20 protein-coding genes are annotated in these 26656 nt (G+C 72.2%); 3 read left to right on the top strand and 17 right to left on the bottom strand.

Annotated features, from left to right (window positions below):
- Window positions 1-24: 24 nt before the first annotated feature.
- The 8 genes from tmk to bldG all read right to left on the bottom strand — a co-directional run bounded on the left by tmk (window position 25) and on the right by bldG (window position 13360).
- Complete coding sequence (gene tmk, locus ACWEN3_RS02960; RefSeq protein WP_452964890.1) at window positions 25-3300, bottom strand: dTMP kinase; 3276 nt, start codon at window positions 3298-3300, stop codon at window positions 25-27.
- Between the two features lie 132 nt (window positions 3301-3432).
- Complete coding sequence (gene topA, locus ACWEN3_RS02955) at window positions 3433-6267, bottom strand: type I DNA topoisomerase (protein ID WP_452964888.1); 2835 nt, start codon at window positions 6265-6267, stop codon at window positions 3433-3435.
- A gap of 268 nt (window positions 6268-6535) precedes the next feature.
- Entirely contained in the window at window positions 6536-6733 is a 198-nt protein-coding gene (locus ACWEN3_RS02950) for a hypothetical protein (RefSeq protein ID WP_452964886.1), read from the bottom strand.
- Window positions 6734-7029: 296 nt separating this feature from the next.
- Complete coding sequence (locus tag ACWEN3_RS02945) at window positions 7030-8550, bottom strand: DUF7059 domain-containing protein (protein ID WP_452964885.1); 1521 nt, start codon at window positions 8548-8550, stop codon at window positions 7030-7032.
- Window positions 8551-8848: 298 nt separating this feature from the next.
- Window positions 8849-9481 carry a small secreted protein gene (locus ACWEN3_RS02940; RefSeq protein WP_452964882.1) on the bottom strand — a complete coding sequence of 211 codons (633 nt, stop codon included), beginning with the start codon at window positions 9479-9481 and terminating at the stop codon, window positions 8849-8851.
- A gap of 197 nt (window positions 9482-9678) precedes the next feature.
- The gene (locus tag ACWEN3_RS02935) at window positions 9679-12084 is read right to left on the bottom strand and encodes a sodium-translocating pyrophosphatase (protein ID WP_452964881.1); all 2406 of its coding nucleotides are present in this window, start codon (window positions 12082-12084) and stop codon (window positions 9679-9681) included.
- Between the two features lie 295 nt (window positions 12085-12379).
- A complete protein-coding gene (locus tag ACWEN3_RS02930; protein WP_452964878.1) occupies window positions 12380-12814 on the bottom strand; it encodes an ATP-binding protein in 435 nt (144 codons plus the stop codon).
- A 204-nt stretch (window positions 12815-13018) separates the two neighbouring features.
- Window positions 13019-13360: an anti-sigma factor antagonist BldG gene (bldG, locus tag ACWEN3_RS02925; protein WP_010986038.1), complete on the bottom strand. Its 342-nt coding sequence runs from the start codon at window positions 13358-13360 to the stop codon at window positions 13019-13021.
- 81 nt (window positions 13361-13441) lie between these two features.
- Here bldG and ACWEN3_RS02920 point away from each other — a divergent pair, with 81 nt between their 5' ends.
- On the top strand, window positions 13442-15973 hold the full coding sequence (locus ACWEN3_RS02920) for a DEAD/DEAH box helicase (protein WP_452964875.1): 2532 nt from the start codon (window positions 13442-13444) through the stop codon (window positions 15971-15973).
- On the opposite strand, the gene ACWEN3_RS02915 is transcribed toward ACWEN3_RS02920, so the two are convergent.
- The 7 genes from ACWEN3_RS02915 to ssd all read right to left on the bottom strand — a co-directional run bounded on the left by ACWEN3_RS02915 (window position 15861) and on the right by ssd (window position 21480).
- Complete coding sequence (locus ACWEN3_RS02915; RefSeq protein WP_452964894.1) at window positions 15861-16361, bottom strand: Rv3654c family TadE-like protein; 501 nt, start codon at window positions 16359-16361, stop codon at window positions 15861-15863. The genes ACWEN3_RS02920 and ACWEN3_RS02915 overlap by 113 nt on opposite strands.
- Window positions 16362-16651: 290 nt before the next feature.
- Entirely contained in the window at window positions 16652-16990 is a 339-nt protein-coding gene (locus ACWEN3_RS02910) for a TadE family type IV pilus minor pilin (protein ID WP_452964872.1), read from the bottom strand.
- Between the two features lie 22 nt (window positions 16991-17012).
- Window positions 17013-17150, bottom strand: coding sequence for a DUF4244 domain-containing protein (locus tag ACWEN3_RS02905; protein ID WP_031164956.1), 138 nt, complete (start codon window positions 17148-17150; stop codon window positions 17013-17015).
- 157 nt (window positions 17151-17307) lie between these two features.
- Entirely contained in the window at window positions 17308-18084 is a 777-nt protein-coding gene (locus ACWEN3_RS02900) for a type II secretion system F family protein (protein WP_452964870.1), read from the bottom strand.
- A gap of 233 nt (window positions 18085-18317) precedes the next feature.
- The gene (locus ACWEN3_RS02895) at window positions 18318-19163 is read right to left on the bottom strand and encodes a type II secretion system F family protein (RefSeq protein ID WP_452964892.1); all 846 of its coding nucleotides are present in this window, start codon (window positions 19161-19163) and stop codon (window positions 18318-18320) included.
- A 32-nt stretch (window positions 19164-19195) separates the two neighbouring features.
- Complete coding sequence (locus ACWEN3_RS02890; RefSeq protein ID WP_452964867.1) at window positions 19196-20386, bottom strand: TadA family conjugal transfer-associated ATPase; 1191 nt, start codon at window positions 20384-20386, stop codon at window positions 19196-19198.
- The gene (gene ssd / locus ACWEN3_RS02885) at window positions 20383-21480 is read right to left on the bottom strand and encodes a septum site-determining protein Ssd (RefSeq protein WP_452964865.1); all 1098 of its coding nucleotides are present in this window, start codon (window positions 21478-21480) and stop codon (window positions 20383-20385) included. The genes ACWEN3_RS02890 and ssd overlap by 4 nt, the downstream gene beginning before the upstream one ends.
- 593 nt (window positions 21481-22073) lie before the next feature.
- Between ssd and ACWEN3_RS02880 the strand changes: the two genes are divergently transcribed.
- Window positions 22074-22904 carry an HAD family hydrolase gene (locus tag ACWEN3_RS02880; RefSeq protein WP_452964863.1) on the top strand — a complete coding sequence of 277 codons (831 nt, stop codon included), beginning with the start codon at window positions 22074-22076 and terminating at the stop codon, window positions 22902-22904.
- A 333-nt stretch (window positions 22905-23237) separates the two neighbouring features.
- On the opposite strand, the gene ACWEN3_RS02875 is transcribed toward ACWEN3_RS02880, so the two are convergent.
- Window positions 23238-24062 carry an oxidoreductase gene (locus ACWEN3_RS02875; protein ID WP_452964861.1) on the bottom strand — a complete coding sequence of 275 codons (825 nt, stop codon included), beginning with the start codon at window positions 24060-24062 and terminating at the stop codon, window positions 23238-23240.
- Window positions 24063-24163: 101 nt separating this feature from the next.
- Here ACWEN3_RS02875 and ACWEN3_RS02870 point away from each other — a divergent pair, with 101 nt between their 5' ends.
- Window positions 24164-25144 carry an ATP-binding protein gene (locus ACWEN3_RS02870; RefSeq protein ID WP_452964859.1) on the top strand — a complete coding sequence of 327 codons (981 nt, stop codon included), beginning with the start codon at window positions 24164-24166 and terminating at the stop codon, window positions 25142-25144.
- Window positions 25145-25147: 3 nt separating this feature from the next.
- On the opposite strand, the gene ACWEN3_RS02865 is transcribed toward ACWEN3_RS02870, so the two are convergent.
- Window positions 25148-26419 (bottom strand): hypothetical protein, encoded by a 1272-nt coding sequence (locus tag ACWEN3_RS02865; RefSeq protein WP_452964857.1) that lies wholly within the window; start codon window positions 26417-26419, stop codon window positions 25148-25150.
- Between the last annotated feature and the right edge of the window lie 237 nt (window positions 26420-26656).

Genomic DNA, 26656 nt, shown 5'->3' with positions numbered 1-26656 from the left:
CCAGGCCGATGGTGTCCTGCGGGTTCACCGGGTCGTGGCTGTGGATGTCCTCGTCCAGCAGGTCTCCTTGGCCCTGCCGAGGCGCGACCGCCGGCGGGGCGTGCCGTCGGCGTCGAGCTGGGGCATCTCGCGCGTACGGTCCTCGGAGCCGTCGGGGCCGGCGGCCGAGCGCTCGTCCCGGAAGAAGCCGGGCGGCACCCGGTTCGCCGGGTTCTCACCGCGCACGGGAGGCAGGACGGCCGTCTCGTCGGCCGCGCCCGGGGGCACCGGCGGCAGCACGGCCGTCTCGTCGGCGGAGCCGGCGACCCTGGGGAGGACCGCCGTCTCGTCCACGGCACCGGAAGCCGGCGGCTGCGGCAGCTCCGCCGTCGCCTCCGAGTCGGTCTGGGAGCCGCGCGCGCCCTTGGCGCGCTTGGCGCGGGCGTTCCCGGCGGAGCCGTCGCGCTCCTCGCGCACCGGGCGAAGCACCGCTGTCTCCTCGGTCCCCGGAGACACCACGGGCGTCGGGACCGTCTCGTCGGCACCCGAGGAGCGACGCGGGCGCCCGCCGGTCCCGGCCGCCTCCCGCGACACCACCGGCGTCGGAACCGTCGACGCGTCCGGAGCCGGGCCCGGTGCGGCCGGCAGGGAGCTGCCGGACCGGCGGGCCGCCTCGTCGGCGGCCGTCGCGGCCTCGGTCGCCTGCCGGCGTGCCTCCTCGGCCCGCAGCAACGCCTCCTCGGCCTTGCGCTGCTTCTCCAGGCGCCGCGCGTCCTCCTCGGCGCGCAGCCGGGCCTGCCTGGCCTCTTCCTCGGCACGCAGCCGGGCCTCTTCCTCGGCCTGCTTGCGGCGTCGCTCCTCGTCCGCCTTGCGGCGGGCCTCCTCCTCGGCGCGGGCCTTCTCCTCGGCGAGCAGCCGCTGCCGCTCCTCCTCCGCGCGCCGGGCCGCTTCCTCGGCCCGCAGCCGGGCCTCCTCCGCCTGCCGTTCGGCCTCGCGGCGCTGCGCCTCCTCCAGCTCGCGCCGCTTGCGCTCCTCCTCCTCGGCGCGCAGCTTGGCGAGCTGCTCCTCGCGCTCGCGCTCCAGGCGCTCCTCCTCGGCCTTGCGCGCGGCCTCTTCCTCGGCCTTGCGGCGGGCCTCCTCCTCGGCCCGCTTGCGCGCCTCCTCCTGGGCCTTGATCTCGGCCTCGGACAGCGGCAGCACGGTGTCGAGCCGGTGCCGGATCACGGTGGTGACGGCCTCGGGCTCCTGGCCGGCGTCCACGACCAGGTAGCGGCCCGGGTCGGAGGCGGCCAGCGTGAGGAAACCGGCCCGCACGCGCGCGTGGAACTCCGCCGGCTCCGACTCCAGCCGGTCCGGCGCCTCGGTGAACCGCTCGCGGGCGGCCTCCGGGGAGACGTCCAGCAGAACGGTGAGGTGCGGGACGAGCCCGTTGGTCGCCCAGCGGTTGATGCGGGCGATCTCGGTCGGGGACAGATCCCGGCCGGCGCCCTGGTAGGCGACGGAGGAGTCGATGTAGCGGTCGGAGATCACCACCGCGCCGCGCTCCAGGGCGGGTCGTACGACGGTGTCGACGTGCTCGGCGCGGTCGGCGGCGTACAGCAGCGCCTCCGCGCGGTGGGAGAGTCCCGCCGAGGACACGTCGAGCAGGATCGAGCGCAGCCGCTTGCCCACGGGCGTGGCACCGGGCTCGCGGGTGAGCACGACCTCGTGGCCCTTCTCGCGGATCCACTCGGCGAGAGCCTCGGCCTGGGTGGACTTGCCGGCGCCGTCGCCGCCCTCCAGGGCGATGAAGAACCCGTTGCCCGCCGGTGTCTCGACCGGGTCGTCGCCGCCGAGCAGCGCGTCCCTGAGGTCCTGGCGCAGCGGGATGCCGGAACGGTCGTCGACCTTGGCGAGCACCAGCGCGGCCACGGGCAGCAGCAGGGCGCCGACGAGCATCAGTGTGAACGAGGCGCCGCCGTGCGCGAACACGAACCTGCCGTTCTCCAGCCGATGCCGGCCGATGAGCCCGGCGACCACCGGCGCGATCACCGCGCCGAGCGCTATGAAGACGCGGACCACGGCCTGCAGGTGCTCGGTGTTGCGGGCCCGGCGGTAGTCCTCGGTCTCCTGGTCGAGCAGGGCGTGCCCGGTGTTGGCCGCCACACCCGCGCCGACACCGGCCAGCGTGACGATCAGCAGCACGGTGGTGACGTCCGGGACCAGCCCGCCGGCCAGCAGGGCGATGCCGGTGAAGGCGATCGCGAGGGCGAGCAGCCGGCGCCGTGAGAGGGAGGGCAGCAGCGAGGGCGCCGTACGGATGCCGACGGCGACACCGCCGGTCAGGCCCAGCACCAGCAGGCCGTACAGGACCGGGCCCCCGCCCAGGTCGGTGGCGTGCAGCACGCACACCGAGACGGCGGCGGCGATGGCCCCGGCCACGGCGGCGCAGGCCGGGACGAGCAGCGGGATGGCGCCCGTACGGCCCTTGTCGACGCCGGTACCGGTGCGCGGACGGCGCAGGCCCTCCAGCGGGGACCGCGCGCGGGGGGTGCGCGTGTCGGGCAGTTCGAGGAAGGTCAGCACGGACAGGGAGGCGGCGAACAGGCCGGCCGCCACATACGCCCCGAGGGCCGCGTGGTGCTGGTCGAACCAGACCACGCCGGTGCCGAGCAGGTTGTTGAGCAGGGCGGCGACGACCAGTGCGGCGGCCGCCAGCGGGACCGCCAGGAAGCTGGTGCGCAGCGCGAGGCGGCGCAGGGCGTCCATGTGGTCCGGCAGCGGCCGTACCGTGGCGCCCTCCGGCGGCGGGGCGGGCAGCAGGGCCGGGGCCGCGCTCTCCCGGCACACCGTCCACAGCCGCTCGGCGACGCCGGTGACGAAGGCGGTGACCAGGATCACCGCGAGCGCGTTGTCCGGGGTCCAGTCGATCCACAGGGGCGCGACGATCAGCAGCGCGGCGCGCACGCCGTCGGCACCGACCATGGTCCAGCGGCGGTCGAGCGGGCCCTCCTGGGCGGTGAGCGTCGTCAGCGGTCCGAGGAGGACCGCCCCGAACAGCAGCGCGGCCACTACGCGCGCCGCGAAGACCGTCGCCACTGCGAACGCCACGCCCCGGTAGCCGCCGCCGAAGGCGCCCTGGACGATCGCGGCCTGGAGGGCGAGGACGACCAGGACGAGGAGGGCGAGGGTGTCACCGACACTGCTCACCAGCTGCGCGCTCCAGAGCCGCCTCAGCTCCGGTCGGCGCAACAGGGAGCGGACGGCGCGCTCGCGGGAGTCCGCGACCAGGGCGTCGTCCGGTGGTGTGGTGTGGGCCGTTGGCTGCTCGGCTCGCGTCATGCGTTCAGCCTATCCGCAGCCGCCGACACCACACCCCGCCCGTCCTGGCATGCGCACGCCCCGACACCAAAGTGATGCCGGGGCGTGCGCTCCGCGAAGCCGGGGAGGCGGCCGTACCGCCTGTTCCGGGGGTCAGTCCTCCGTGCCGGAGGACGTCGACTCGGTAGCCGTCGCCTTCTTGGCGGTCGTCTTCTTCGCCGTGGTCTTCTTCGCGGCGGCGGTCGTCGTCTTCTTCGCCGCCGTCTTCTTGGCGGCGGTCTTCTTCGCCGGAGCCGTCTTCTTGGCGACCGCCTTCTTCGCGGTCTTCTTGGCGGGAGCCTTGGCGCGCTTCTCGGCAAGCAGTTCGAAGCCGCGCTCCGGGGTGATCGCCTCGACGCTGTCACCGGAGCGGAGGGTCGCGTTGGTCTCGCCGTCGGTGACGTACGGGCCGAAGCGGCCGTCCTTGACCACGACCGGCTTGCCGGAGACCGGGTCGTCGCCCAGCTCCTTCAGCGGCGGCTTGGCGGCGGCCCGGCCACGCTGCTTCGGCTGGGCGTAGATCGCCTGCGCCTCCTCCAGCGTGATCGTGAAGAGCTGGTCCTCGGTCTGCAGCGAGCGCGAGTCCGTGCCCTTCTTCAGGTACGGGCCGTAGCGGCCGTTCTGCGCGGTGATCTCCACGCCTTCGGCGTCGGTGCCGACGACGCGCGGCAGCGACATCAGCTTCAGCGCGTCCTGGAGCGTCACCGTGTCCAGCGACATGGACTTGAAGAGGGAGGCGGTGCGCGGCTTGACCGCGTTCTTGCCGGTCTTCGGGGTGCCCTCGGGCAGGATCTCCGTCACGTACGGGCCGTAGCGGCCGGCCTTGGCGACGATCGCGTGGCCCGACTCCGGGTCGGTGCCCAGCTCGAAGTCGCCGCTGGGCTTGGCCAGCAGCTCCTCGGCCAGCTCGACGGAGAGCTCGTCCGGCGCCAGGTCGTCCGGGATGTCGGCGCGCTGGTGCTGCTCGGTGTCCTTCTCGCCGCGCTCGATGTAGGGGCCGTAGCGGCCGACACGGAGCACGATCTCGTTGCCCACCGGGAACGACGACACCTCGCGCGCGTCGATCGCGCCCAGGTCGGTCACCAGTTCCTTGAGGCCGCCGAGGTGGTCCCCGTCGCCGTTGCCGGCGTCGGCCGCGCCGCCCGTGCCGGTGCCCTCGCCGAAGTAGAAGCGCTTCAGCCACGGCACGGCCTGCGCCTCGCCGGCGGCGATGCGGTCGAGGTCGTCCTCCATCTTGGCGGTGAAGTCGTAGTCGACGAGCCGCCCGAAGTGCTTCTCCAGGAGGTTCACGACGGCGAAGGACAGGAACGACGGCACCAGGGCCGTGCCCTTCTTGAAGACGTAGCCGCGGTCGAGGATCGTGCCGATGATCGACGCGTACGTCGACGGGCGGCCGATCTCGCGCTCTTCCAGCTCCTTGACCAGGGAGGCCTCGGTGTAGCGGGCCGGGGGCTTGGTGGCGTGGCCGTCGACCGTGATCTGCTCGGCGGACAGCGGGTCGCCCTCGGCGACCTGCGGCAGCCGGCGCTCGCGGTCGTCCAGCTCGGCGTTCGGGTCGTCGGCGCCCTCGACGTAGGCCTTCAGGAAGCCGTGGAAGGTGATCGTCTTGCCGGAGGCGCTGAACTCCACGTCCCGGCCGTCGGCGGCGGCGCCACCGATCCGCACGGTGACGGAGTTGCCGGTCGCGTCCTTCATCTGGGAGGCGACGGTCCGCTTCCAGATCAGCTCGTAGAGCTTGAACTGGTCGCCGCTCAGGCCGGTCTCGGCGGGCGTGCGGAAACGATCACCCGAGGGACGGATCGCCTCGTGCGCCTCCTGCGCGTTCTTGACCTTGGCGGCGTAGGTGCGCGGCTGCGGAGGCAGGTAGTCGGCGCCGTACAGCTGCGTGACCTGGGCGCGGGCGGCCGCGATCGCGGTCTCGCTCAGCGTCGTGGAGTCCGTACGCATGTACGTGATGTAGCCGTTCTCGTACAGCTTCTGCGCGACCTGCATGGTCGCCTTCGCGCCGAAGCCGAGCTTGCGGCTCGCCTCCTGCTGCAGCGTCGTCGTACGGAACGGGGCGTACGGCGAGCGGCGGTGCGGCTTGGACTCGACGGAGCGCACGGAGAACCGGGTGTTCTCCAAGGCGGCGGCGAGGGCGCGGGCGGTCGCCTCGTCGAGGTGGAGGGTGTTCTCGCTCTTGATCCGTCCCAGGGAGTCGAAGTCGCGGCCCTGCGCGACCCGCCTGCCGTCGACGGTCTGCAGACGGGCGACCAGCGACGACGGGTCCGACGGATCCCCCGCGCGGCCGGTCGCGAAGGTGCCCGTCAGGTCCCAGTACTCGGCGGAACGGAACGCGATGCGCTCGCGTTCCCGCTCGACGACGAGACGCGTGGCGACGGACTGGACACGGCCGGCCGACAGCCGGGGCATGACCTTCTTCCACAGCACCGGCGAGACCTCGTAGCCGTAGAGGCGGTCGAGGATGCGGCGGGTCTCCTGGGCGTCGACCAGTTTCTGGTTGAGCTGGCGCGGGTTGGCGACGGCCTCGCGGATCGCGTCCTTGGTGATCTCGTGGAAGACCATCCGCTTGACGGGGATCTTCGGCTTGAGGACCTCCTGGAGGTGCCAGGCGATCGCCTCGCCCTCCCGGTCCTCATCGGTGGCGAGGAAGAGTTCGTCGGAGTCCTTCAGCAGGTCCTTGAGCTTCTTGACCTGCGCCTTCTTGTCGGCGTTGACCACATAGATCGGCTGGAAGTCGTGTTCGACGTCCACACCGAGGCGACGGACCTCGCCGGTGTACTTCTCGGGCACCTCGGCGGCGCCGTTGGGAAGGTCACGGATGTGCCCGACGCTCGCTTCGACTACGTAGCCGGGGCCGAGGTAGCCCTTGATCGTCTTCGCCTTGGCAGGCGACTCGACGATGACGAGTCGGCGGCCGCCCTGTGCGGTCTCGCTGGTCGGGGACAACTTGGCTCTTCTCTCCGGTCGACGCTATGGCCTCCCCAGGCGCTGGTCCCGGGGTCGCGGCGTACTGCTGGCTCGTGTGATGCTGCGGAGTGTGACGGTACATCCCGCCCCCGTGTCAAACGGGAAAAGCCCACAACGGCCACTCGAACGGTAACCCGACTACCGGTATTCCTGCCGCCCGGAGTACCGGGTACCCCCGTCGGCGCATGTCCGGAGCGTGACGCTCCCTTTACTCCCGTGGCACCCTCGCGGGCCTTCGCCGCCGACGTCAGAGGCGGGCGAGGCAGTACACGCCGAGGGCCAGGGCGACGGTCCCGGCCACGCTCGCGAGGGTGGCCGATGCGATCCGGTTCACACCGTGGGCCACCTGCTCACCGCGTCGCAGACGCGTGCCGGTCCAGGCCAGAAGAGCGCCTCCGAACAGGGCGAACACCAATCCCGCGAAGATCGCCGGCCCGCTCTCCATCCCCCGCCACCCCTTCCGCGCCGTCCGGCTCTGCCCAGCGCGGGGAGAGTGGCACGCGCGGGCGACGAACGGGCCACATCGGGGTGAACGAAACGCCGACGGATCATCGAACGCCGCAATCGAACGGCGTGGCTTCCGAGCGCCGCACGTATTTTTCCGGCCGTTTTCCCTTCGCCGTCCCGTACGGCCCTCCGGCGGCGATGACAAGCCGCTGTTCCGGCGGTGATCCGCGCGGATACGGCGGCTCGCGGATCCGGGGTACGACGGCGTCCGCCGCCGCACCCCGACCGCCCGGTTCAGCCCACCGGCTCCAGGAAGCCCTGCTCCACCAGGAGGCGGATCTGCGCGGGCGTCCGGTCGCGGAGCAGCACCGGGTCCTCGCCCATGAGCTGGGCGATGGCGTCCAGGATGCGGCCCGCGCTCAGCGTGCCGTCGCACACGCCCGCGAACCCGGCACCCACCGTGTCCACCTTGGTGGCCCGGCGCATACCGCGGTGCTGGCGCAGCACGACGTGCTCGGGGTCCTCGGCGCCGGGCAGCCCGACCTGCTCCTGCATCACTTCGCCGGCCAGCCTGAAGTGGCTTTCGAGCAGCGCCGCGTCGTCGTGCTCCCGGAGATAGTCGAGGCGCTCGAAGTGCGCCCGGATCGTCTCCCCGAGAGGCTGCTCCACCGGGTGCGGCCACTCCTCCACGGTGATGGAGGGCTCGGCCGCGCCGGTCCTGCGCAGCGTGATCCAGCCGAAGCCGACCGACCTGACCTTGCGCGCCTCGAACTCGTCGAGCCAGGCGTCGTAGCGTGCCTGGTACTCCGCCGGGTCGCCGCGGTGGTCACCGGCGTCCCTCAGCCACAGCTCGGCGTACTGCGTGACGTCCTGCACCTCGCGCTGCACGATCCAGGCGTCGCACCCGCGAGGCACCCATGACCTGAGTCTGTCCTGCCAGTCCTCCCCTGCCACGTGCTGCCAGTTGGCGAGGAACTGCGCGAACCCGCCCTCGTTCAGCCGTTCCCCCGCCTGCTGAACGAGCGAGCGGCACAGATCGTCCCCGCCCATCCCGCCGTCCCGGTAGGTCAGCCGGGCGCCGGGCGAGATGACGAACGGCGGGTTGGAGACGATCAGATCGAACCTCTCGTCGTCGCGGACGGGCGCGAACAGCGAGCCCTCGCGCAGCTCGGCGGCCGGCGCGCCGGAGAGCGCGAGCGTGAGCGCGGTGATGTGCAGCGCGCGCGGGTTGAGGTCGGTCGCCGTCACGCGCGTCGCGTGCCGCGTGGCGTGCAGCGCCTGGATGCCGGAGCCGGTGCCGAGGTCGAGGGCGGAGGCGACCGGGGTGCGCACGGTGATGCCGGCGAGTGTCGTGGAAGCGCCGCCGACGCCCAGGACGACGCCTTCGTCGCGCTGTCCGATGCCTCCCGCTCCGCCGACCGCGCAGCCGAGGTCGGAGACGATGAACCAGTCCTCGCCGTCGGGGCCGCCGTAGGGCCGCACGTCCACGGTCGCGGCCACCTCGTCGCCGCCCACCCGCCTGAGCCACCCGGCCGCCAGGGCCTCCTCGACCGGCAGAACGTCCGCCACGCGCGCGTGGGGCACGGGTTGCTGGAGCAGGAACAGCCGTACGAGGGTCTCCAGCGGCGTGTCGCCGCGGGTCGCCCTGAGGGCGGGCACGGTCTCGCTGCGGGCCAGCGCCGCGTAGGCGGGGGCGCCGAGCAGCTCGAGCAGTCCGTCGGCGGTGAAGGATGCGGCCAGCAGCGCGTCCCGGAGGCGCGCGGCGACGTCGGGCCGCTCGGAAGCGGGCAGAGAGGCGAGTCCGGAGTCAGTCACGCCCCCATTGTGGCCCGCACGCCCCATGGGAGAGGGCCTCAGCACGCCCACCGCGGGGCCGCCGGAAGCCGGCGCCCCGCCCGTGGATGCCGACGGGAGCCCATGACGCGCTCGGTCGTGCTCCGGTCCTGGTCAGCGGCCGAACCGCCGAACCAACCGGCGAGCCGGCGAGCCGGCGAGGGCAGTCACACCCTCGGCCCGCTGCGGGCCCGCCCATGGCGGCCGGCCTCCAGGCCGCCACGAGCCCGCCGACGGAGGCTCGCGATCAGCCCGCCGTCAAACCGCTGTCAAACCGTCGTCAGCCCGCCGCCGACCCCGTCGACGGCGATGCCGACGACGCGATCTTCTTGCAGCTGGCCTGCTGGGCGACGGCGTCCTGGACCTCGCCCTGCTGGAGGTTCTTCAGCGCCTCGGTGCCGCTCTGGTGCTTCTTCTCCAGGTCGGTCATCTGGACGGCGACGTCGTGCAGGCCGGAGGCGAACTTCGCCTGGTCCTTGGTGTTCAGCGCGTCGACCTGCTTCTTCAGGGCCGCGTAGGAGGTCGAGAGGCTGTTGAAGCTCTTCACGACGTCCTGCAGGCGCTTGGCGCCGCCGTCGACCCCGGGAGGCGCGCCGGCGTTGTCGACGGCGGTGGCGATGGCCTTGTAACCGTCGGCCATGTCCTGGAAGGCCTGGGAGTCGGTCTTCTGGAGCGTCTCGGGCTTGGCGGTGTCGGCTGCCGTGGTGCTGATCGCCGCGTTCGCCGCCTTGATCTTGGCGTCCTGGGCGGGCACCGCGTCGCACACCGACTTGGCCCAGGCGACCAGCTTGGGGTCGGGCCCCTTGCTGCCGCCACTGCTGCTGCTGGTGCATCCCGTCAGCGCCACCACCAGTACCGCACCGCCGGACAGTGCGGCAGCGAGCTTCTTGTTCACCGGATTGGTCCCTTCCATGGCTCTCGGGCCCCGGACCCTACACGGCGGACACACACCCTCCCCATGCCGATCACCCCTTACGCACCTTTCGCGGTGATTTACACCGGAAGAGAGAAGGCTCACGGCGTGGGCGTGCCCACACACATGCGGGCGGGCGGGCGGCACGTCAGCACGCGCCGTCCGCCCGCCCGTTGAGCAGGCCCGTTCCGGTGGGCCTACGAAACCACCGCCGCATCCGGTGAGTTGGCGACCCGCTCCGCGCTCTCGTCGTCGCCGACGGCGATTCCACGCCGCTTGGAGATGTACACGGCGGTGACGATCACCAGGAGCGCCAGGATCGCGATCATGATCCGCACGCCGAGGCTCTTGTCGTGGCCGTAGGAGAACTTGATCACCGCGGGCGCGATGAGCAGCGAGACCAGGTTCATGACCTTCAGCAGCGGGTTGATCGCCGGGCCGGCCGTGTCCTTGAAGGGGTCGCCGACCGTGTCGCCGATCACCGTGGCGGCGTGGGCCTCGCTGCCCTTGCCGCCGTGATGGCCGTCCTCCACCAGCTTCTTCGCGTTGTCCCAGGCGCCACCGGAGTTGGCGAGGAACACCGCCATCAGCGTGCCCGCGCCGATCGCGCCGGCGAGGTAGGAGCCGAGCGAGCCGACGCCGAGCGTGAACCCGACGAAGATCGGCGCCATGACGGCGAGCAGACCGGGCGTGGCCAGCTCCCGCAGGGCGTCCTTGGTGCAGATGTCGACGACCTTGCCGTACTCGGGCTTCTCGGTGAAGTCCATGATCCCGGGCTTCTCGCGGAACTGCCGCCGCACCTCGAACACCACCGAACCCGCCGAACGCGACACGGCGTTGATGGCCAGTCCGGAGAAGAGGAAGACGACCGCGGCGCCCGCGATGAGGCCGACGAGGTTGTTGGGCTGCGAGATGTCCAGGGACAGGCTCAGCGGCGCGCCCGGCCCGGTGAGTTTCGCCCCCACGTCCTGCACGTTGGTGGTGATCGCGTCGCGGTACGACCCGAACAGCGCCGACGCGGCGAGCACGGCGGTGGCGATGGCGATGCCCTTGGTGATCGCCTTGGTGGTGTTGCCGACGGCGTCCAGGTTGGTGAGCACCTGCGCGCCCGCGCCCTCGACGTCGCCGGACATCTCGGCAATGCCCTGCGCGTTGTCGGAGACCGGCCCGAAGGTGTCCATGGCGACGATCACGCCGACCGTGGTGAGCAGTCCGGTGCCGGCCAGCGCGACCGCGAACAGCGCCAGCATGATCGACGTGCCGCCGAGCAGGAACGCGCCGTACACGCTGAGCCCGATGAGCAGCGCGGTGTAGACGGCGGACTCCAGGCCGAGCGAGATGCCGGACAGGACGACGGTGGCCGGTCCCGTGAGGGAGGTCTTGCCGATGTCCCGGACCGGGCGCCGGTTGGTCTCGGTGAAGTAGCCGGTCAGCTGCTGGATGACTGCGGCGAGCACGATGCCGATGGCCACGGCGACCAGGGCGAGGATCCGCGGGTCGCCGTCCTTGCCCTTGATCGCCGCGTCCGTCACGCCGTTGAGTGCGGAGTACTTCGAGGGCAGGTAGACGTAGACCGCGACCGCCACCAGCACGAGGGAGATCACCGCGGAGATGAAGAAGCCGCGGTTGATCGCGCTCATACCGCTGCGGTCGGCGCGCCGCGGGGCGACCGCGAAGATGCCGATCATCGCGGTGATCACTCCGATGGCGGGCACGAGCAGCGGGAAGGCGAGTCCGGAGTCACCGAAGGCGACCTTGCCGAGGATCAGCGCGGCCACCAGGGTGACGGCGTACGACTCGAACAGGTCGGCCGCCATGCCGGCGCAGTCGCCGACGTTGTCGCCCACGTTGTCGGCGATGGTCGCGGCATTGCGCGGGTCGTCCTCCGGAATGCCCTTCTCGACCTTGCCGACCAGGTCGGCGCCGACGTCGGCGGCCTTGGTGAAGATGCCGCCGCCCACACGCATGAACATCGCGATCAGGGCGGCGCCGAGGCCGAAGCCCTCCAGCACCTTCGGTGCGTCGGCCGCGTACACCAGCACCACACAGGAGGCGCCCAGCAGGCCGAGCCCCACCGTGAACATGCCGACCACGCCGCCCGTGCGAAATGCGATCTTCATCGCGGTGTGCGAGACGGTGGTGAGATCCTTTTCGGGTTCGCCTTCGGCCGGGGTGGCCTCCCGGGCCGCGGCGGCGACACGCACATTGCTGCGCACGGCCAGCCACATGCCGATATAGCCGGTGGCCGCCGAGAACGCCGCACCGATCAGGAAGAAAGCCGATCGTCCGGCACGCTGATTCCAGTCGTCCGCGGGCAGCAGCATGAGCAGGAAGAAGACCACCACGGCGAATACGCCGAGCGTGCGCAGCTGCCGGGCGAGGTACGCCTTGGCGCCTTCCTGGACCGCCTCGGCGATCTCCTTCATGCTGTCGGTGCCCTCGCCCGCCGCGAGCACCTGGCGCACCAGGATCCCGGCGACCACCAGCGCGGCGACGGCGACCGCCGCGATGACGGCCACCATGACCCGGTTGTCGCCGGTCAGGACCGCGGCCGCGAGGGATGTGGGATGGCCCAACTGATTGGGGGTAGAAAGCCCCGCCATTCGTCCTCCTTGACGCTTGGGCTGAGCTCAAGATGTGGACGGATTCTAGGTACCCCCGAGTGATCTCAACAGGGGACGGTAAACGGAATTGGCCTTCTCGTGCTCTTCAGCAAATGATCGAGGTCATGCCACGGGACCCGAAAGAGGTAATGCCCCAGAAGCATTGACGGCCGCATTGGCTCTTGATCAAATTATCGGGCTATTGATCGTGAATTCCTTCACGAATTCGCGACGGCGCCCGGAAACGCGACAAGGGCCCTGCTCAGCAGGGCCCTTGTGAGCTTGCGCGCCGGCTTCAGAGGAGCGCGACGGCCGGCGGTGTGGTCGGCCAGGTCATGCGGATCAGCCCGCCGTGCTGCCCGGTGGTGACCTCCACGTCGTCGACGAGGCCGCTGATGACCGCGAGGCCCATCTCGTCCTCCTCGACCTCGGCTTCGACGTTCTGTGCGTCCCCGGGCGTGTCGCCGCCCGGTGTCGCGTGCGGGGCCTCGTCGCCGACCTCGATGGAGAACTGTTTCTCCTCCTCGATCAGCGCGACCTTCACAGGCGCCGTGATGCCGACGCTCTGGTGCAGTCCGACGGCGCGGGAGCAGGCCTCGCCCACGGCGAGCCGGACCTCGTCCAGTACGGCCTCGTCCACTCCGGCCCTGCGCGCCACCGCTGCCGCCACCAGTCGGGCGGTCCGGACGTGCTCGGGCAGCGCGCTGAAGCGGAGTTCAACGGTGGCCATGCATCCCCCTCGCGATCACGGGCGTGCGGTCGGGGCGGGGCCGCCGAAAGCCCGCCCCCTCATGAACTTCGATACCCGGATCCGCCCCGGAAGCACCGGTCCGGGCCCGGGTTGCACCCACCGGCGTCCGATCGGGGCACCGGTCGGCGAACCGACCGGTGGCCCGGCGTCGGTCAGTAGCCCCGCAGCGGTCCGATGACAGCGTCAGTCGGTGGCCGCCACCGCTTCCTCGACCGAGGTGTGGATCGGGAACACCTTGGTGAGGCCGGTGATGCGGAAGATCTTGAGAATGCGCTCCTGGTTGCAGACCAGGCGCAGCGAGCCCTCGTGGGCACGCACTCGCTTCAGACCGCCGACCAGCACGCCGAGCCCGGTGGAGTCGAGGAAGTCCACGCCCTCCATGTCGACGACGAGATGGAAATTCCCGTCGTTCACCAGCTCGACCAACTGCTCGCGCAGCTTGGGCGCGGTATATACGTCGATTTCGCCACCGACCTCGACGACCGTACGATCGCCGACGGTACGGGTCGACAGGGACAGGTCCACGGATCCTCCAGCACCTTGCTATCGAGCGGGTCGCCCCTTGGGCACTCGGCTTGCGGCCCCCGGGACGCATCGCCAGCCGCGATGGCATTCAATCACTTACCGGCAGGCGTGCACGACGCCTTGACTCCATTGTCCGTCACGCCAGTGACACACTCGGTGCCGATGGCCAAGAATCACCGATCCGATCGACCCCTGGCGGACCCGGCGTCCAGCCCGGCTCCGGGCACGGTTCTGGACCGGCTCGCCTCCGGGCCGAGCCGGGCTGCGCGCATCACTCATACGGAGCACTTGCCCCCGCGCGAGGGCCGCCATGCCGTCTGGCCTGACCGGATTCGGTCCGAGGTGATCGCCGCGGTCCAAAAGTGCGGCATCGAGCACCCGTGGGCGCACCAGGCGCTGGCCGCCGAGCACGCCCTGGACGGCGACTCGGTGGTCGTCGCCACCGGCACCGCCTCCGGCAAGTCCCTCGCCTATCTCGTGCCCGTGCTCTCCACCCTTCTGGATGGTGCGAAGGCTCCGAACGGCCGAGGCGCCACCGCCCTGTACCTCTCCCCCACCAAGGCGCTCGCGGCGGATCAGTGCCGTTCGGTGAAGGAACTTTCACAACCGCTGGGCACGGCGGTGCGCCCGGCCGTGTACGACGGCGACACCCCGTTCGAGGAACGCGAGTGGATCCGCCAGTACGCCAACTACGTCCTGACCAACCCCGACATGCTGCACCGCGGGATACTGCCCTCCCATCCGCGCTGGTCCTCCTTCCTGAAGTCGCTCAGATACGTCGTCATCGACGAGTGCCACACCTACCGGGGCGTCTTCGGCTCGCACGTCGCCCAGGTGCTGCGCCGACTGCGCCGGCTGTGCGCCCGCTACGGCGCCTCGCCCGTCTTCCTGCTGGCCTCCGCGACCGCCGCCGAGCCCGCGGTCGCGGCCCGCCGGCTGACCGGCCTGCCGGTGGTCGAGGTCGCCGACGACGCCTCCCCGCGCGGGGAGCTGGTCTTCGCCCTCTGGGAGCCCCCGCTCACCGAGCTGCACGGCGAGAAGGGCGCGCCCGTACGGCGTACCGCCACCGCCGAGACCGCCGATCTGCTGACCGACCTGACCGTGCAGGGCGTGCGCTCGGTGGCCTTCGTACGGTCCCGGCGCGGCGCCGAGCTGATCTCGGTGATCGCCCAGGAGAAACTGGCCGAGGTCGATCGCTCCCTGGTCCGGCGTGTCGCGGCCTACCGCGGCGGCTACCTCCCCGAGGAGCGCCGGGCCCTGGAACGCGCCCTGCACTCGGGCGAACTCCTCGGGCTGGCCGCCACGACGGCCCTGGAGCTGGGCGTGGACGTCTCCGGCCTGGACGCGGTGGTGATCGCCGGCTACCCGGGCACGCGCGCCTCCCTGTGGCAGCAGGCGGGCCGCGCGGGCCGCTCCGGCCAGGGCGCCTTGGCCGTCCTCGTGGCCCGCGACGACCCCCTGGACACCTTCCTCGTCCACCACCCCGAGGCCCTGTTCGACCGACCGGTGGAATCGACCGTCCTCGACCCCGACAACCCCTACGTCCTCGCCCCGCACCTGTGCGCCGCCGCCGCGGAGCTTCCGCTGACCGAGGAGGACCTGGACCTCTTCGGCCCTGCCTGTGCGGACGTGCTGCCGCAGCTGGAGGCCGCGAAGCTGCTGCGCCGGCGGACGCGGGCCTGGCACTGGACCCGCCGTGAGCGGGCCGCCGACCTCACCGACATCCGCGGCGCGGGCGGGCGCCCGGTACAGGTCGTGGAGTCCGGCACGGGGCGCCTTCTCGGCACGGTCGACGCCGCCGCCGCGCACTCCACGGTCCACGAGGGCGCGGTGCATCTGCACCAGGGCCGCACCTACCTGGTGCGCACCCTCGACCTGGAGGACTCGGTCGCCCTCGTCGAGCAGGCCGACCCGCCGTACTCGACGGTCGCCCGGGACACCACGGCGATCTCCGTGCTGGAGACGGACACCGAGGTCCCCTGGGGCGCGGGCCGTCTGTGCTACGGCTCCGTCGAGGTCACCAACCAGGTGGTCTCCTTCCTCCGCAGACGCCTCATCACCGGTGAGGTGCTGGGCGAGACGAAACTCGACCTCCCTCCTCGTACGCTGCGCACGCGCGCGGTGTGGTGGACGGTCACCGAGGACCAGCTTGACGAGGCCCGGATCAACCCGGAGATCCTCGGCGGCTCCCTGCACGCCGCCGAGCACGCCTCGATCGGCATGCTGCCCCTGTTCGCCACCTGCGACCGCTGGGACATCGGCGGCGTCTCGGTCCCACTGCACCCGGACACCCTGCTGCCGACGGTCTTCGTGTACGACGGCCACCCCGGCGGTGCGGGCTTCGCCGAGCGCGCCTTCCACACCGCCCGCGCCTGGCTGGCCGCCACCCGGGAGGCCATCGCCTCCTGCGAGTGCGAGGCCGGCTGCCCGTCCTGCATCCAGTCCCCCAAGTGCGGCAACGGCAACGACCCGCTGCACAAGAGGGGCGCGGTACGGCTCCTCACGGTCCTGTTGCGAGGGGCGCCGGACGAGAAGGAGGACCAGGAGAGCGACCTGGTAAGCGGCCCGGAGAGCCGGGGGGAGCCGGCTCCGGGGCGGGTGCCTCGCGGCTGAGCGGGGGCGCCGGCGGACCCGCCGGTCCCGCTCTGGCCCTGACCTCCGCTGCGAACGGGCCCTTCCCCGAGGCCGCGGTCACGTCCGAGGTCTCGCCCTCGATCGCGCACCGCACCAGCCGTACTCCCTGGGCCGCCGCCACCCGCTCCGCCCGGGCGCAGGCCGCCGCACCGCCCTCGGCCCAGTGGTCCGCCGCCGCGAGCGCCGCCAGATCCGCACCGCCGGCCGCCCGGTGCCGGACGACGACCGCCTGCCCGAGCGCGAGCACGGCACCGAACACCACACAGAGCACGGTGATCGCCCCGAGACTCCAGACGGTGGCGGATCCCTGGTCGGAGACGGGCCCTTTGCCAGCGCTGGGCTGAACCCGCGCCCGGCCCCGCTTCACGGTCCCGCCCCAGCGGTCGGAGACGGCCCCCTGGCCGGGCCCCGGCCGACTGCGCGCTCGGCGTCGCTTCACGGCCCGGCCCCACCGGTCGGCGACAGACTCTTGGCCAGAGCCGGGCCGGACCCGCGCCCGACCCCGTATCCCGGGCCGGATGCAGACGGGCCCTTGATCGTGACCGTGCTGATCGTGACCGTGCCGGTCCCCCACCCGGCCCCGCTTCACGGTCCCGCCCATCCAGACGGTGACGTGCCCTCGGACGGCTTCGAGCCGGCTCCACGCCCGATCTCGTTTCACGGCCCCGGCTCCCTCGCTCCTACGGTTTCCTCGGCCAGTGCCACGGCTTCCTCGCGCAGTTCGAACGGCAGGCCGCTCAGCACCGGTGGTCTGGCCACCACCGTCACCCGGACCTGGTCGCCCGCGCGTCCGACGGTCACCCGCGCCCCGCGCGGTGCCGCCTCCCGGGTCACCGCCAGCACCGCGTCGGCAGGGTCCTGCCGGGCGGCGGCCCGGGCGCCCGTGCGGGCCGCGTCCACGCACCGGATCTGCGCCGCCACCACGAGCAGCCCCCAGACCAGCGCCATCGTGAACGCCACCAGCACGCAGAGCACCACGGCCGCCTCCGCGGTCACGAACCCCCGGTCCGTCCCCCGCTCACATCCGCGCACTGAGGGCCTTCTTCACGATGTCCTGCAGTTCCGCCCGGACCTGTCCGCTGGTGACGACCTCGTAGAGCAGCAACGCGAACCCGACGGCCGCGATGATTCCCATCGCGTACTCGGAGGTCACCATTCCGGCATCCCGACGGCTCGCCCGCCGCAGTCCCAGCAGTGCTTCCTTGATCTTCCCGTTCACTTCAACCCCCGTGCGGTACATCTCTGTTCTGTCCTCTCTGTCCTGTCCTCGGTTCCGGTGACTCGTTCTCCGCCGCTCCCGTGTTCCGTGCGCCTCACCTCCCTGCGACCACGCCGCCCGCCAGCCCGATCACCACGGGCACCACGCCGAGCGCGATGAAGGCGGGCAGGAAGCACAGCCCCACCGGTGCGGAGATCAGCACGGCCGCCCGGCGTGCCCGCGCCGTCGCGGTGCGGGACCACTCGGCGCGCGCGTCCTGGGCGAGGCGGGTCACCGGAGCGGCGGCGGGCAGCCCCGACTCGTCCGCCCGCTCCAGCAGCCGTGCCAGGGGGCCGGCGCCGGGCAGCGCGGCCAGCCGCCGCCAGGCGTCCGCCGGTTCACCGCCGAGCCGCGCCTCCGCCGCACCCCGCGCCAGCGCCTGCCCGACGGGGCCGCCGAGGGCCTCCCCCACCGCCTGTGCGGCGATCACCGGGCCGGCGCCGGCCGCGATGCAGGCCGCCAGGAGGTCGGCGGCGAGCGGAAGCTGACGCGCGGCCCCGGCACTGTCGACGGTCTCCGCCCCGCCTGCCGACCGGCGGCTCCGCCACCGCCACAGCACGACACCGGCGCCCAGCCCGAGCAGAGCCCCGGCGACCCCGCCGACCAGTACCCAGACGCCGCCCGCCGCGCCGATCGGCGGCAGCCATCGCCGTAGCGCGTCCGCGGCCTCGAACGACGGCCCTGTGTCCGGTACTTCGAGGGCCAGCAGCTCCGCGATCCGACGCCGCGCCCGGCACCGTCGACGGAGCGCCACCACCCGCAGCACCCCCCAGCCGACGGGCATCACCAAAGCCGCGGCCATCCCCAGCCTGTGCACAACATCCCCGCTCACACCGTCCCGCCTTCCTCCACGACCCGAATCACCTGGCCATGTCTGGCCACGTCGCCAATCACCGCCGCACCATCCGGCAGCGGCCAACCCCACCGACCACCACCCGCTCCACCGGCCCCGGACCGCCCCCGCCCCCACCCGAAGCACGCCTCCCTCCACGGCCCGATCCACTCCGCCACGACGTCCCCACACACCACCGGCCGCCCCCAGCTCCGAAACGCCCCCGCCCCCGTTCACACGGCCTCCGCCCCCCGCACGATCCGGTTCGCCCACCAGGCGCCGGCCGTCTCGAACAGGGCGCCGGTCAGCAGGCAGGCGAGGCCGGCGCCGGTGTGCAGGAGGACCCGGAGGGGGTGGGCGCCCATGGCCGCGCCGAGGAGGAGGCCGAGGGCGGGGAGGGCGGCGAGCAGCACCGCCGTCGCGCGGGCGCCCGCCAGTTGGGCGCGCAGGTCGGCGCGTTGGTCCCGCTCGGCACGCAGAGCCCCGTCCAGCCGGTCCAGGCCGGCCGCGAGTCCCGCGCCCTGGTCGACGGCCACCCGCCAGCACGCGGCCAGCCCGAGCAGGCCCTCGGCGCCCGGCTGCCGGGCCGCCACGGTGAGTGCGCCGGGCACGTCCCCGCCGAAGCGGGCGGCCGCCACCACGGCCGCCTGCGCGTCGCCGAGCCCGCCGGAGTCCCGCGCGGCCCGCAGCAGCGCCTCACCGGGCTGCCGTCCGGCCCGCACCTCCCCGGCGAGGGCCCCGCACAGGGCGATCACCGCATCGGCCCGCCGTTCCCGGTCCCGCCCGGTCTGCCGGGCCTGCCGCACCCGGCGCAGCACGGGCACCCCGGCCGCCCCCGCGACGACCGGAATCACCGAGGCGCCCAGCAGCGCGAGCAGCAGCCCGGCCGCGAGTGCCCACCACTCGGCCCCCCAGCGGCCGCGCAGCCGCCGCAGTTCCGCCCGGAGCCGCTCCCAGGGCGGTGGCCCGGTCGCCACGACTCCGCCGCCGGCGAGCAGCAGCCGCGCCCGCCGCATCCCGTAGTGCCGTCCGCCGAGCAGCCAGGCCAGCGCGCCGAGACAGATCAGCGCGGCCCCCATGGACGTCCCACCGATCACTTCCGTCACCTCTCTCACTCGTCCCCGAACTCACCCGCGGCACCGAGCAGGTGCCGCAACCGCTCCCAGCCGCGCTCCCGCACGAAGGCCCGCTCGCCCCGGCGCAGGGCCGGCACCGTCCGCACCAGGCCCGTGGCGTCCCGCTCCAGCACGTGCACCTCGGCGATCCGGCGCCGCCCGGACCGGTCCCGTACCAGGTGGATCACCACGGAGAGGGCGGCGGCGAGTTGGCTGTGCAGTGCGGCCCGGTCCAGCCCGGCGGCCGTGGCCAGCGCCTCCAGGCGGGCCGGCACATCCCCGGCGGCGTTGGCATGAACGGTGCACGAACCGCCCTCATGGCCCGTGTTCAGCGCGGCGAGCAGATGCACGACCTCGGGCCCGCGCACCTCTCCGACGACGAGCCGGTCGGGCCGCATCCGCAGCGCCTGGCGCACGAGGTCCTCCAGGGTGACCAGGCCGGCGCCCTCCTGGTTGGCGGGCCGGGTCTCCAGCCGGACGACGTGCGGGTGGTCCGGTCTCAGCTCGGCAGAGTCCTCGGCGAGCACGATCCGCTCGCCCGGTCCGACCAGGCCCAGCAGGGCGCTCAGCAGAGTGGTCTTGCCGGTTCCGGTGCCGCCGCTGACGAGGAAGGACAGCCGGGCCGCCAGCAGCGCCCTCAGGATCCGGTCGCCGCCGGGCGGCACCGTGCCGGCCGCGACGAGTTCGTCGAGGGTGAAGGCCCGGGGTCGTACCACCCGCAGCGCCAGGCAGGTGCAGCCGACGGCGACCGGGGGCAGGACCGCGTGCAGCCGGGTGCCGTCGGGCAGCCGCGCGTCCGCCCAGGGCCGGGCGTCGTCCAGCCGGCGTCCGGCCACCGCGGCCAACCGCTGCGCGAGACGTCGTACCGCCGTCGCGTCGGGGAAGGTCACCGCCGTCAGTTCCAGGCCGCCGCCGCGGTCCACCCACACCCGGTCCGGGGCGGACACCAGCACGTCGGTGACGTCGGGGTCGGCGAGCAGCGGTTCCAGGGGGCCGGTGCCCACGAGTTCGGACCTGAGGTGCTCGGCCGCCCCGAGCACCTCGGCGTCGCCGAGCACCCGGCCCTGTTCGCGCAGTGCCTGGGCCACGCGCGCGGGGGTGGGCTCGGCGCCGCTCTCGGCGAGCCAGCGGCGGACGCCGTCGAGCAGGGCCGCACCGTCGGCCCGGTCGAGTCCGGGGAGGCTCATCGGGTGCCTCCCGCCTCGACCAGAGCGCGCTCCCAGAAGTTCAGGCAGAAGCGGGCGAGCGGGCCGCGCGCGCTCGCGCCGGGCGGCTTTCCGCCGCCCTGCGGGCGCAGCAGCCCGGGTTCGACGGGCACCTCCCCGGCCAGTGGCAGGCCGAGCAGCCGGGCCACCTCGTGGTCGTCGAGGCCGGGCGCGTACGGCCCGCGTACCGCCACCCGCAGGTCGCGCACGACCATGCCGACGGCGGAGGCCACCCGTCCGGCGGCCGCGACCGCCCGCAGTTCGGCGGGGACGACGAGGAGGGCCAGGTCGAGCTGGGCGAGGGCTTCGCCGACTCCGTCGTCGAGGCGGCGGGGCAGGTCGACTACGACGGTGCCGCCGCGCCGCCGGGCGGCGGCGAGCACCGCCCGCACGGCCTGGTGCGGAATGGCGACGCAGTCGCCGCGGTCCCAGCTGAGCACCCGGAGGGAGTGCAGTTCGGGCAGCGACTCCTCCAGGGCGCCGCCGCCGACCCGGCCGCGGGAGGCGGCGAAGGCGGGCCAGCGCAGCCCCTCGACGCCCTCGCCGCCGAGGAGTACGTCGAGTCCGCCGCCGAGCGGATCGGCGTCCACGAGCAGGGTGCGCAGTCCCTCGCGCGCGGAGGTGACGGCGAGCGCGCAGGAGAGCGTGGAGGCGCCGGCCCCGCCCCGGCCGCCGATCACGCCGACGGTGAGGGCCGGCCGGCCGACTCCCTCGGCGACGTCGGCGATGCGGTCGACCAGCCACTGCTCGCCGTCGGGGAGCATCAGGACGTGGTCGGCGCCGATCTCGACGGCTCGTCTCCACACCCCCGAGTCGTCCTGGTCGCGGCCGACCAGCACCACTCCGCGCCGACGCGTGGCCCCGCGCACCCGGCGGACGGCGTCGTCCCCGACCAGGACGAGTGGGGCCGATTCCCAGCCGTCGCCGTGGTCCGGCATGCCGTGGTGCACCTCTGGTGTGGCGCCGGCGGCCGCGCACAGGCGCAGCAGGTCGTCCAGGAGCGCGGCGTCCTCGGTGACGATGAGCGGCCGGCCTCCGGTGGCGGGCCGCGGGTCATGGGTGGCGGTTCCGGACACGTGTGTTCCCCCTTCGCTGCGTGTTCCGCGCGGCCTCTGCGGCCACGCGTTTCCTGAACGTGTGAAGAACCGGCAAGCGGTCTCCATATGAACGGCCGATAGGAACCGGCCATACGCGCCCTGGGCAATCGGAACCGGCCATGAACTCGCCGCGGCCGGAGGGCGCTGGAATCACGGTGCAGCGATCTCCGAAATCGTGTGGATCTTGGTCGAAAACCGTGGACAACTCAGGCCCTGTGAATAACTCCGTCACCCATACCGGTGACCCGTGCACTGATCCCTGCGCGACTTCCACAGAGCAGTCCTGCGATTACCTTGAGTAACGAATCATGGGCATGACGAGAGGGCGGCCAAGGGACCAGGCCACCTGCCGCACGACTGCGCGAAAGAGGAGAAGGAGGGCGAAAACCCATCCGGACATGCGACGACCCCCGCCGGGGGGGAGAGCGGGGGTCGTCCCCACGGCCGACTCGGGGGGGGAGGAGCCGGACCGGGTTAGCACGGTCGCGAACGATCCGTGACTTCCATGGTGTACCCGAGAGCCTTCTCAGGCAAACCCACGCGCCCCACCTTACGCCGAATGGTGGGCGCCTATGCTCTGGGACGTGGAAAACCACTCCTTGCCCCGCGCGGCGGCCTTCTTCGACCTGGACAAGACGGTCATTGCGAAGTCCAGCACGCTCACCTTCAGCAAGTCCTTCTACCAAGGCGGGCTGATCAACCGCAGGGCCGCCTTGCGCACCGCATACGCCCAGTTCGTGTTCCTGATCGGCGGCCTGGACCACGACCAGATGGAGCGCATGCGCGCGTATCTGTCGGACCTGTGCCGGGGCTGGAACGTCCAGCAGGTGCGGGAGATCGTCGCCGAGACACTGCACGACCTGATCGATCCGATCATCTACGACGAGGCCGCCTCCCTCATCGAGGAGCACCACACGGCCGGCCGGGACGTGGTGATCGTGTCCACCTCGGGCGCCGAGGTGGTGGAGCCGGTCGGTGAGCTCCTGGGCGCGGACCGGGTGGTGGCCACCCGCATGGTCGTCGGCGAGGACGGCTGCTTCACCGGCGAGGTGGAGTACTACGCCTACGGCCCGACCAAGGCGGAGGCGGTCCGCGAGCTGGCCGCCTCCGAGGGCTACGACCTCGACCGCTGCTACGCCTACAGCGACTCGGCGACCGACCTGCCGATGCTCCAGGCGGTCGGGCGGCCGCACGCCGTGAACCCGGACCGCGCGCTGCGCCGCGAGGCGGTCGCGCGCGGGTGGCCGGTGCTGGAGTTCCGCCGCCCTGTCCGGCTCAAGAAGCGACTGCCCACGCTCTCCGTGCCGCCGCGCCCGGCACTGGTCGCCATGGCGGCCGTCGGAGCGGCGGCCGCGACCGCCGGGCTGGTCTGGTACACCAGCCGGCGCCGGGGCACCGACTGACCGGCGCCCGTTTCACTCCTGTTTGAACATAAAAGTAAAGAAGTGCAGGCAGGGGTTCCGCTTGGTCCCGGCTCGCGGTAGAAAGAAATCAGGCCCGCGAGACCAAAGGACATCCGAGAGGATCACCTACCACTACGCACTTGGCCCACGGACCATGCATGAACATCGGGCACCCACGCGACGTCGACCCGTCGATTACGGGCCAGCCGCACCAGGTCACGGGCAAAGCTCCCGGCCTGATGGGCAACATATCGAGGACGCTTGGTAACCCGGTGAACATGCCAGCGGCGGTACGAGTATTCGTACCGCCGCAACCCTGTCCGGGGGTTCTTCTCAGGCCGCGCCGCGCTGCAGCGCCTCGCACACCGCCGTCGACTCGCGCGCGCCCAGCTCGACCGCCCTGCCGCAGTGGGCGATCCAGGCCGCCATGCCGTCGGGGGTGCCGGAGACGTATCCGTCCAGGGCCGCCAGATAGGAGGCGCGCCCCAGCTCGGCGTGGCCGACCTCGGCCGGGCAGACGGCCTTCGGGTCGAGGCCGCTGCCGATCAGCACGATCCGCTCCGCCGTGCGCGCGACCAGCCCGTTGTACGAGGCGAAGGGGCGCAGGGCGAGCAGCTCGCCGTGCACCACGGCGGCCGTCACGAGGGCCGGCGCGGAGGTGCCCGCGATGATCAGGTCCGCCAGCCCCTCCAGCCGGCCGGAGACCTCCTGGGCGTCCGGCAGCGGCAGCTCGATCAGCGGCTCGTCCACGGCCTCGCCGGCCTGGCGCGGCCTGCCGACCCGGTCGTCGTCGCTCGCCGCGGCCACCAGGTGCAGCCGGGCCAGCACCCTGAGCGGCGACTGGCGCCAGATGGACAGCAGCTGCCCCGCCTCGGCCGTCAGCCGCAGGGCCCCGCCCACCGCACGCGCCTCGTCGTCGGCGCCGAAGTCGGTGCGCCGCCGCACCTCCTCCAGGGCCCAGTCGGCGCCGGAGAGCGCCGCGGAGCCACGAGCGCCGCGCAGGGCCGCCTCGGAGGTGATCGCGTTGCTGCGGCGCCGCATGATCCGGTGCCCGTAGACCCGGTCCACGGCCTTGCGCACGGACTCCACGGACTCGGCCACGCCGGGCAGCGTGCCCAGGGCCGCGAGCGGATCGGCGGTCGCGCCTGTCGTACTCATGAGTACGACCCTACGCACCCGATCGGCAGACCCCACGAAGGAGTGGTCTTCTTCACGTACTCATGGCACGCACAGCTATCGCGTCACTACTCTTGGTGAACATGAAAATTGCTTTCGTCGGGAAGGGCGGCAGCGGCAAGACCACGCTCTCCTCCCTCTTCATCCGCCACCTCGCCGCGGCGGGAGCCGCTGTCGTCGCCATCGACGCGGACATCAACCAGCACCTCGGCCCGGCACTGGGCCTGGACGAGGCCGAGTCGGCCGTGCTGCCCGCGATGGGCGAGCGGCTGCCGCTGATCAAGGACCACCTGCGCGGCGTCAACCCGCGCATCGCCTCCGCCGCGACGATGATCAAGACGACCCCGCCGGGCGAGGGTTCGCGGCTGGTCCGGGTGCGCGAGCCCAACCCGGTCTACGACGCCTGCGCGCGCCCGGTGGAACTCGACGGCGGCGCCGTCCGTTTGATGGTCACCGGCCCCTTCACGGACGCCGACCTGGGGGTCGCCTGCTACCACTCCAAGACGGGAGCGGTGGAGCTGTTCCTGAACCACCTCGTCGACGGCCCCGACGAGTACGTCGTGGTCGACATGACGGCGGGTTCGGACTCCTTCGCCTCCGGCATGTTCACCCGCTTCGACATGACGTTCCTCGTCGCCGAGCCGACCAGGAAGGGGGTCTCCGTCTACCGCCAGTACAAGGAGTACGCCGGCGACTACGGCGTCGCCCTGAAGGTCGTCGGCAACAAGATCCAGGAGCAGGACGACATCGACTTCCTGCGCGCGGAGGTCGGCGACGACCTGCTCGTCACGGTCGGTCGTTCGGACTGGGTGCGGGCCATGGAGAAGGGCCGCCCGCCCCGCTTCGACCTCCTGGAGGAGGCCAACGCCCGCGCCCTGCAGACCCTTCGGGCCACGGCGGACGCCACCTACGAACAGCGCGACTGGCAGCGCTACACCCGGCAGATGGTGCACTTCCACCTGAAGAACGCCGAGGCGTGGGGCAACGAGCGCACCGGGGCCGACCTGGCGGCCCAGGTCGACCCCGCCTTCGTGCTCGGCGAGAGCGTGGCAACCCCCGCCTGACGCCTACTGCTTGTCCGCCGGCGCCCCGGGCACACCCTTGGGCGCCGGGGCCGGGCGAGCGGCGAGGAAGGACGCCCAGCCCTTCCTGGGGGCCTCGCCCACGTTCAGGGTGCGCAGCTTCTCCAGGGTCTGCGGGTCCTGGGCGTCCAGCCAGTCGACCAGCTGATGGAAGGAGACACAGCGCACCTCGGGCTTGTTGCAGACCTCTTTCACCGCGTCCTCGACGGCACGCATGTAGGTGCCGCCGTTCCAGGACTCGAAGTGGTTGCCGATGATCAGCGGTGCGCGGTTGCCGTCGTAGGCCCGGTAGAAGCCCTTGACGAGGCCGTCGCGCATCTGGTCGCCCCAGTAGCCGAACTTGTCGGGGTCACCCTGGGTCTGGGTGCCGGACTGGTTGACCATGAAGTTGTAGTCCATGGTCAACTGCTCGTAGTTGTGCCCCGGGAAGGGCACCAGCTGCATCGACAGATCCCACAGGCCCTCCTTCTTCTTGGGCCAGACCTGGTCGTCGACACCGCTGGAGTCATAGCGGAAGCCCAGCTGGCGGGCCGCCTTCATGAAGTTCTTCTGCCCTTCCAGGCAGGGGGTGCGGGCGCCGATCAGCTCCTTGTCGTAGTCGAAGGGCAGCGAAGACGCGTTCGTCATCCCGGTGTTGGTCTTCCAGGTCTTCACGAACTGCTTGGCCTGGGCGATCTCGCTCTTCCACTCGTCCACCGACCAGGTACCGACCCCGCCGTCGGGCCCGCAGAAGTGGCCGTTGAAGTGGGTGCCGATCTCGTTGCCCTCCAGCCAGGCCAGCCGCGCCTGCTTGGCGGTGTCGGCGATCCCCTGCTGGTCGTTGAAGCCGATGTCGGAACGGCCCGGCGAGTGCTGCGGCGGCTTGTACAGGTCGCGCTTGTCCTCCGGCAGCATGTACACGCCGCTGAGGAAGAACGTCATGTTCGCGTGGTTCTCCTTGGCGACCTTGCGGAAGTGCGAGAAGAGCTTCTGGCTGTCCTCGCCCGAACCGTCCCAGGAGAAGACGACGAACTGCGGCGGCTTCTGACCGGGCTTCAGCCGCTCCGGCCGGGGCAGATGGGGCTGCGCGCCGGTGTACGCGGTGGATCCGTCACCGATCAGCCGGAGCACGCTCTGGGGCGCCGGCGCAGGCGCCCCCTTCTGCGGGCCGGACGCCCCTTCCTTCGAACCGTTGGAGCCGGTCGCACAACCGGCGAGCGACGCGGCGCAGGCCGCGGCGACCATGGTGCCGACGGCGATCCTCTGGGTGGCGGCCATGTTCCGCCCACCTTCTTCCTTCTCTCAGACGAACGCTGACGAGGACTTTCTGTGGCGATCTGCCGGTATGGGACCGGCCAGCCTCGTCAAGATCGCACGGGACCGAGAGGGAATTAGTACGACAAGCCGATCAAATGATTAGTTCATTCGTGAGGGGGATCGACTGATCCATTTGCCCCGAAAAGTTATGCATGGTCTTTACGTGGCATTACCGTTCATTTACAGAGCGTTACTCCA

The organism is Streptomyces sp. NPDC004561 (assembly GCF_053602155.1).
This window is presented reverse-complemented; position numbering and strand designations above follow the sequence as displayed.

Coding starts and splice junctions, on each gene's coding strand:
- ACWEN3_RS02920 (WP_452964875.1), top strand. CDS start 13,442: ATGGCATTCAATCACTTACCGGCAGGCGTGCACGACGCCTTGACTCCA.
- ACWEN3_RS02930 (WP_452964878.1), bottom strand. CDS start 12,814: ATGGCCACCGTTGAACTCCGCTTCAGCGCGCTGCCCGAGCACGTCCGG.
- ACWEN3_RS02905 (WP_031164956.1), bottom strand. CDS start 17,150: ATGGTGACCTCCGAGTACGCGATGGGAATCATCGCGGCCGTCGGGTTC.
- ACWEN3_RS02870 (WP_452964859.1), top strand. CDS start 24,164: ATGAAAATTGCTTTCGTCGGGAAGGGCGGCAGCGGCAAGACCACGCTC.
- ACWEN3_RS02895 (WP_452964892.1), bottom strand. CDS start 19,163: ATGGGGGCCGCGCTGATCTGTCTCGGCGCGCTGGCCTGGCTGCTCGGC.
- ACWEN3_RS02940 (WP_452964882.1), bottom strand. CDS start 9,481: ATGGAAGGGACCAATCCGGTGAACAAGAAGCTCGCTGCCGCACTGTCC.
- tmk (WP_452964890.1), bottom strand. CDS start 3,300: ATGACGCGAGCCGAGCAGCCAACGGCCCACACCACACCACCGGACGAC.
- ACWEN3_RS02880 (WP_452964863.1), top strand. CDS start 22,074: ATGCTCTGGGACGTGGAAAACCACTCCTTGCCCCGCGCGGCGGCCTTC.
- ACWEN3_RS02950 (WP_452964886.1), bottom strand. CDS start 6,733: ATGGAGAGCGGGCCGGCGATCTTCGCGGGATTGGTGTTCGCCCTGTTC.
- ACWEN3_RS02890 (WP_452964867.1), bottom strand. CDS start 20,386: ATGAGCCTCCCCGGACTCGACCGGGCCGACGGTGCGGCCCTGCTCGAC.
- ACWEN3_RS02865 (WP_452964857.1), bottom strand. CDS start 26,419: ATGGCCGCCACCCAGAGGATCGCCGTCGGCACCATGGTCGCCGCGGCC.
- ACWEN3_RS02875 (WP_452964861.1), bottom strand. CDS start 24,062: ATGAGTACGACAGGCGCGACCGCCGATCCGCTCGCGGCCCTGGGCACG.
- ACWEN3_RS02935 (WP_452964881.1), bottom strand. CDS start 12,084: ATGGCGGGGCTTTCTACCCCCAATCAGTTGGGCCATCCCACATCCCTC.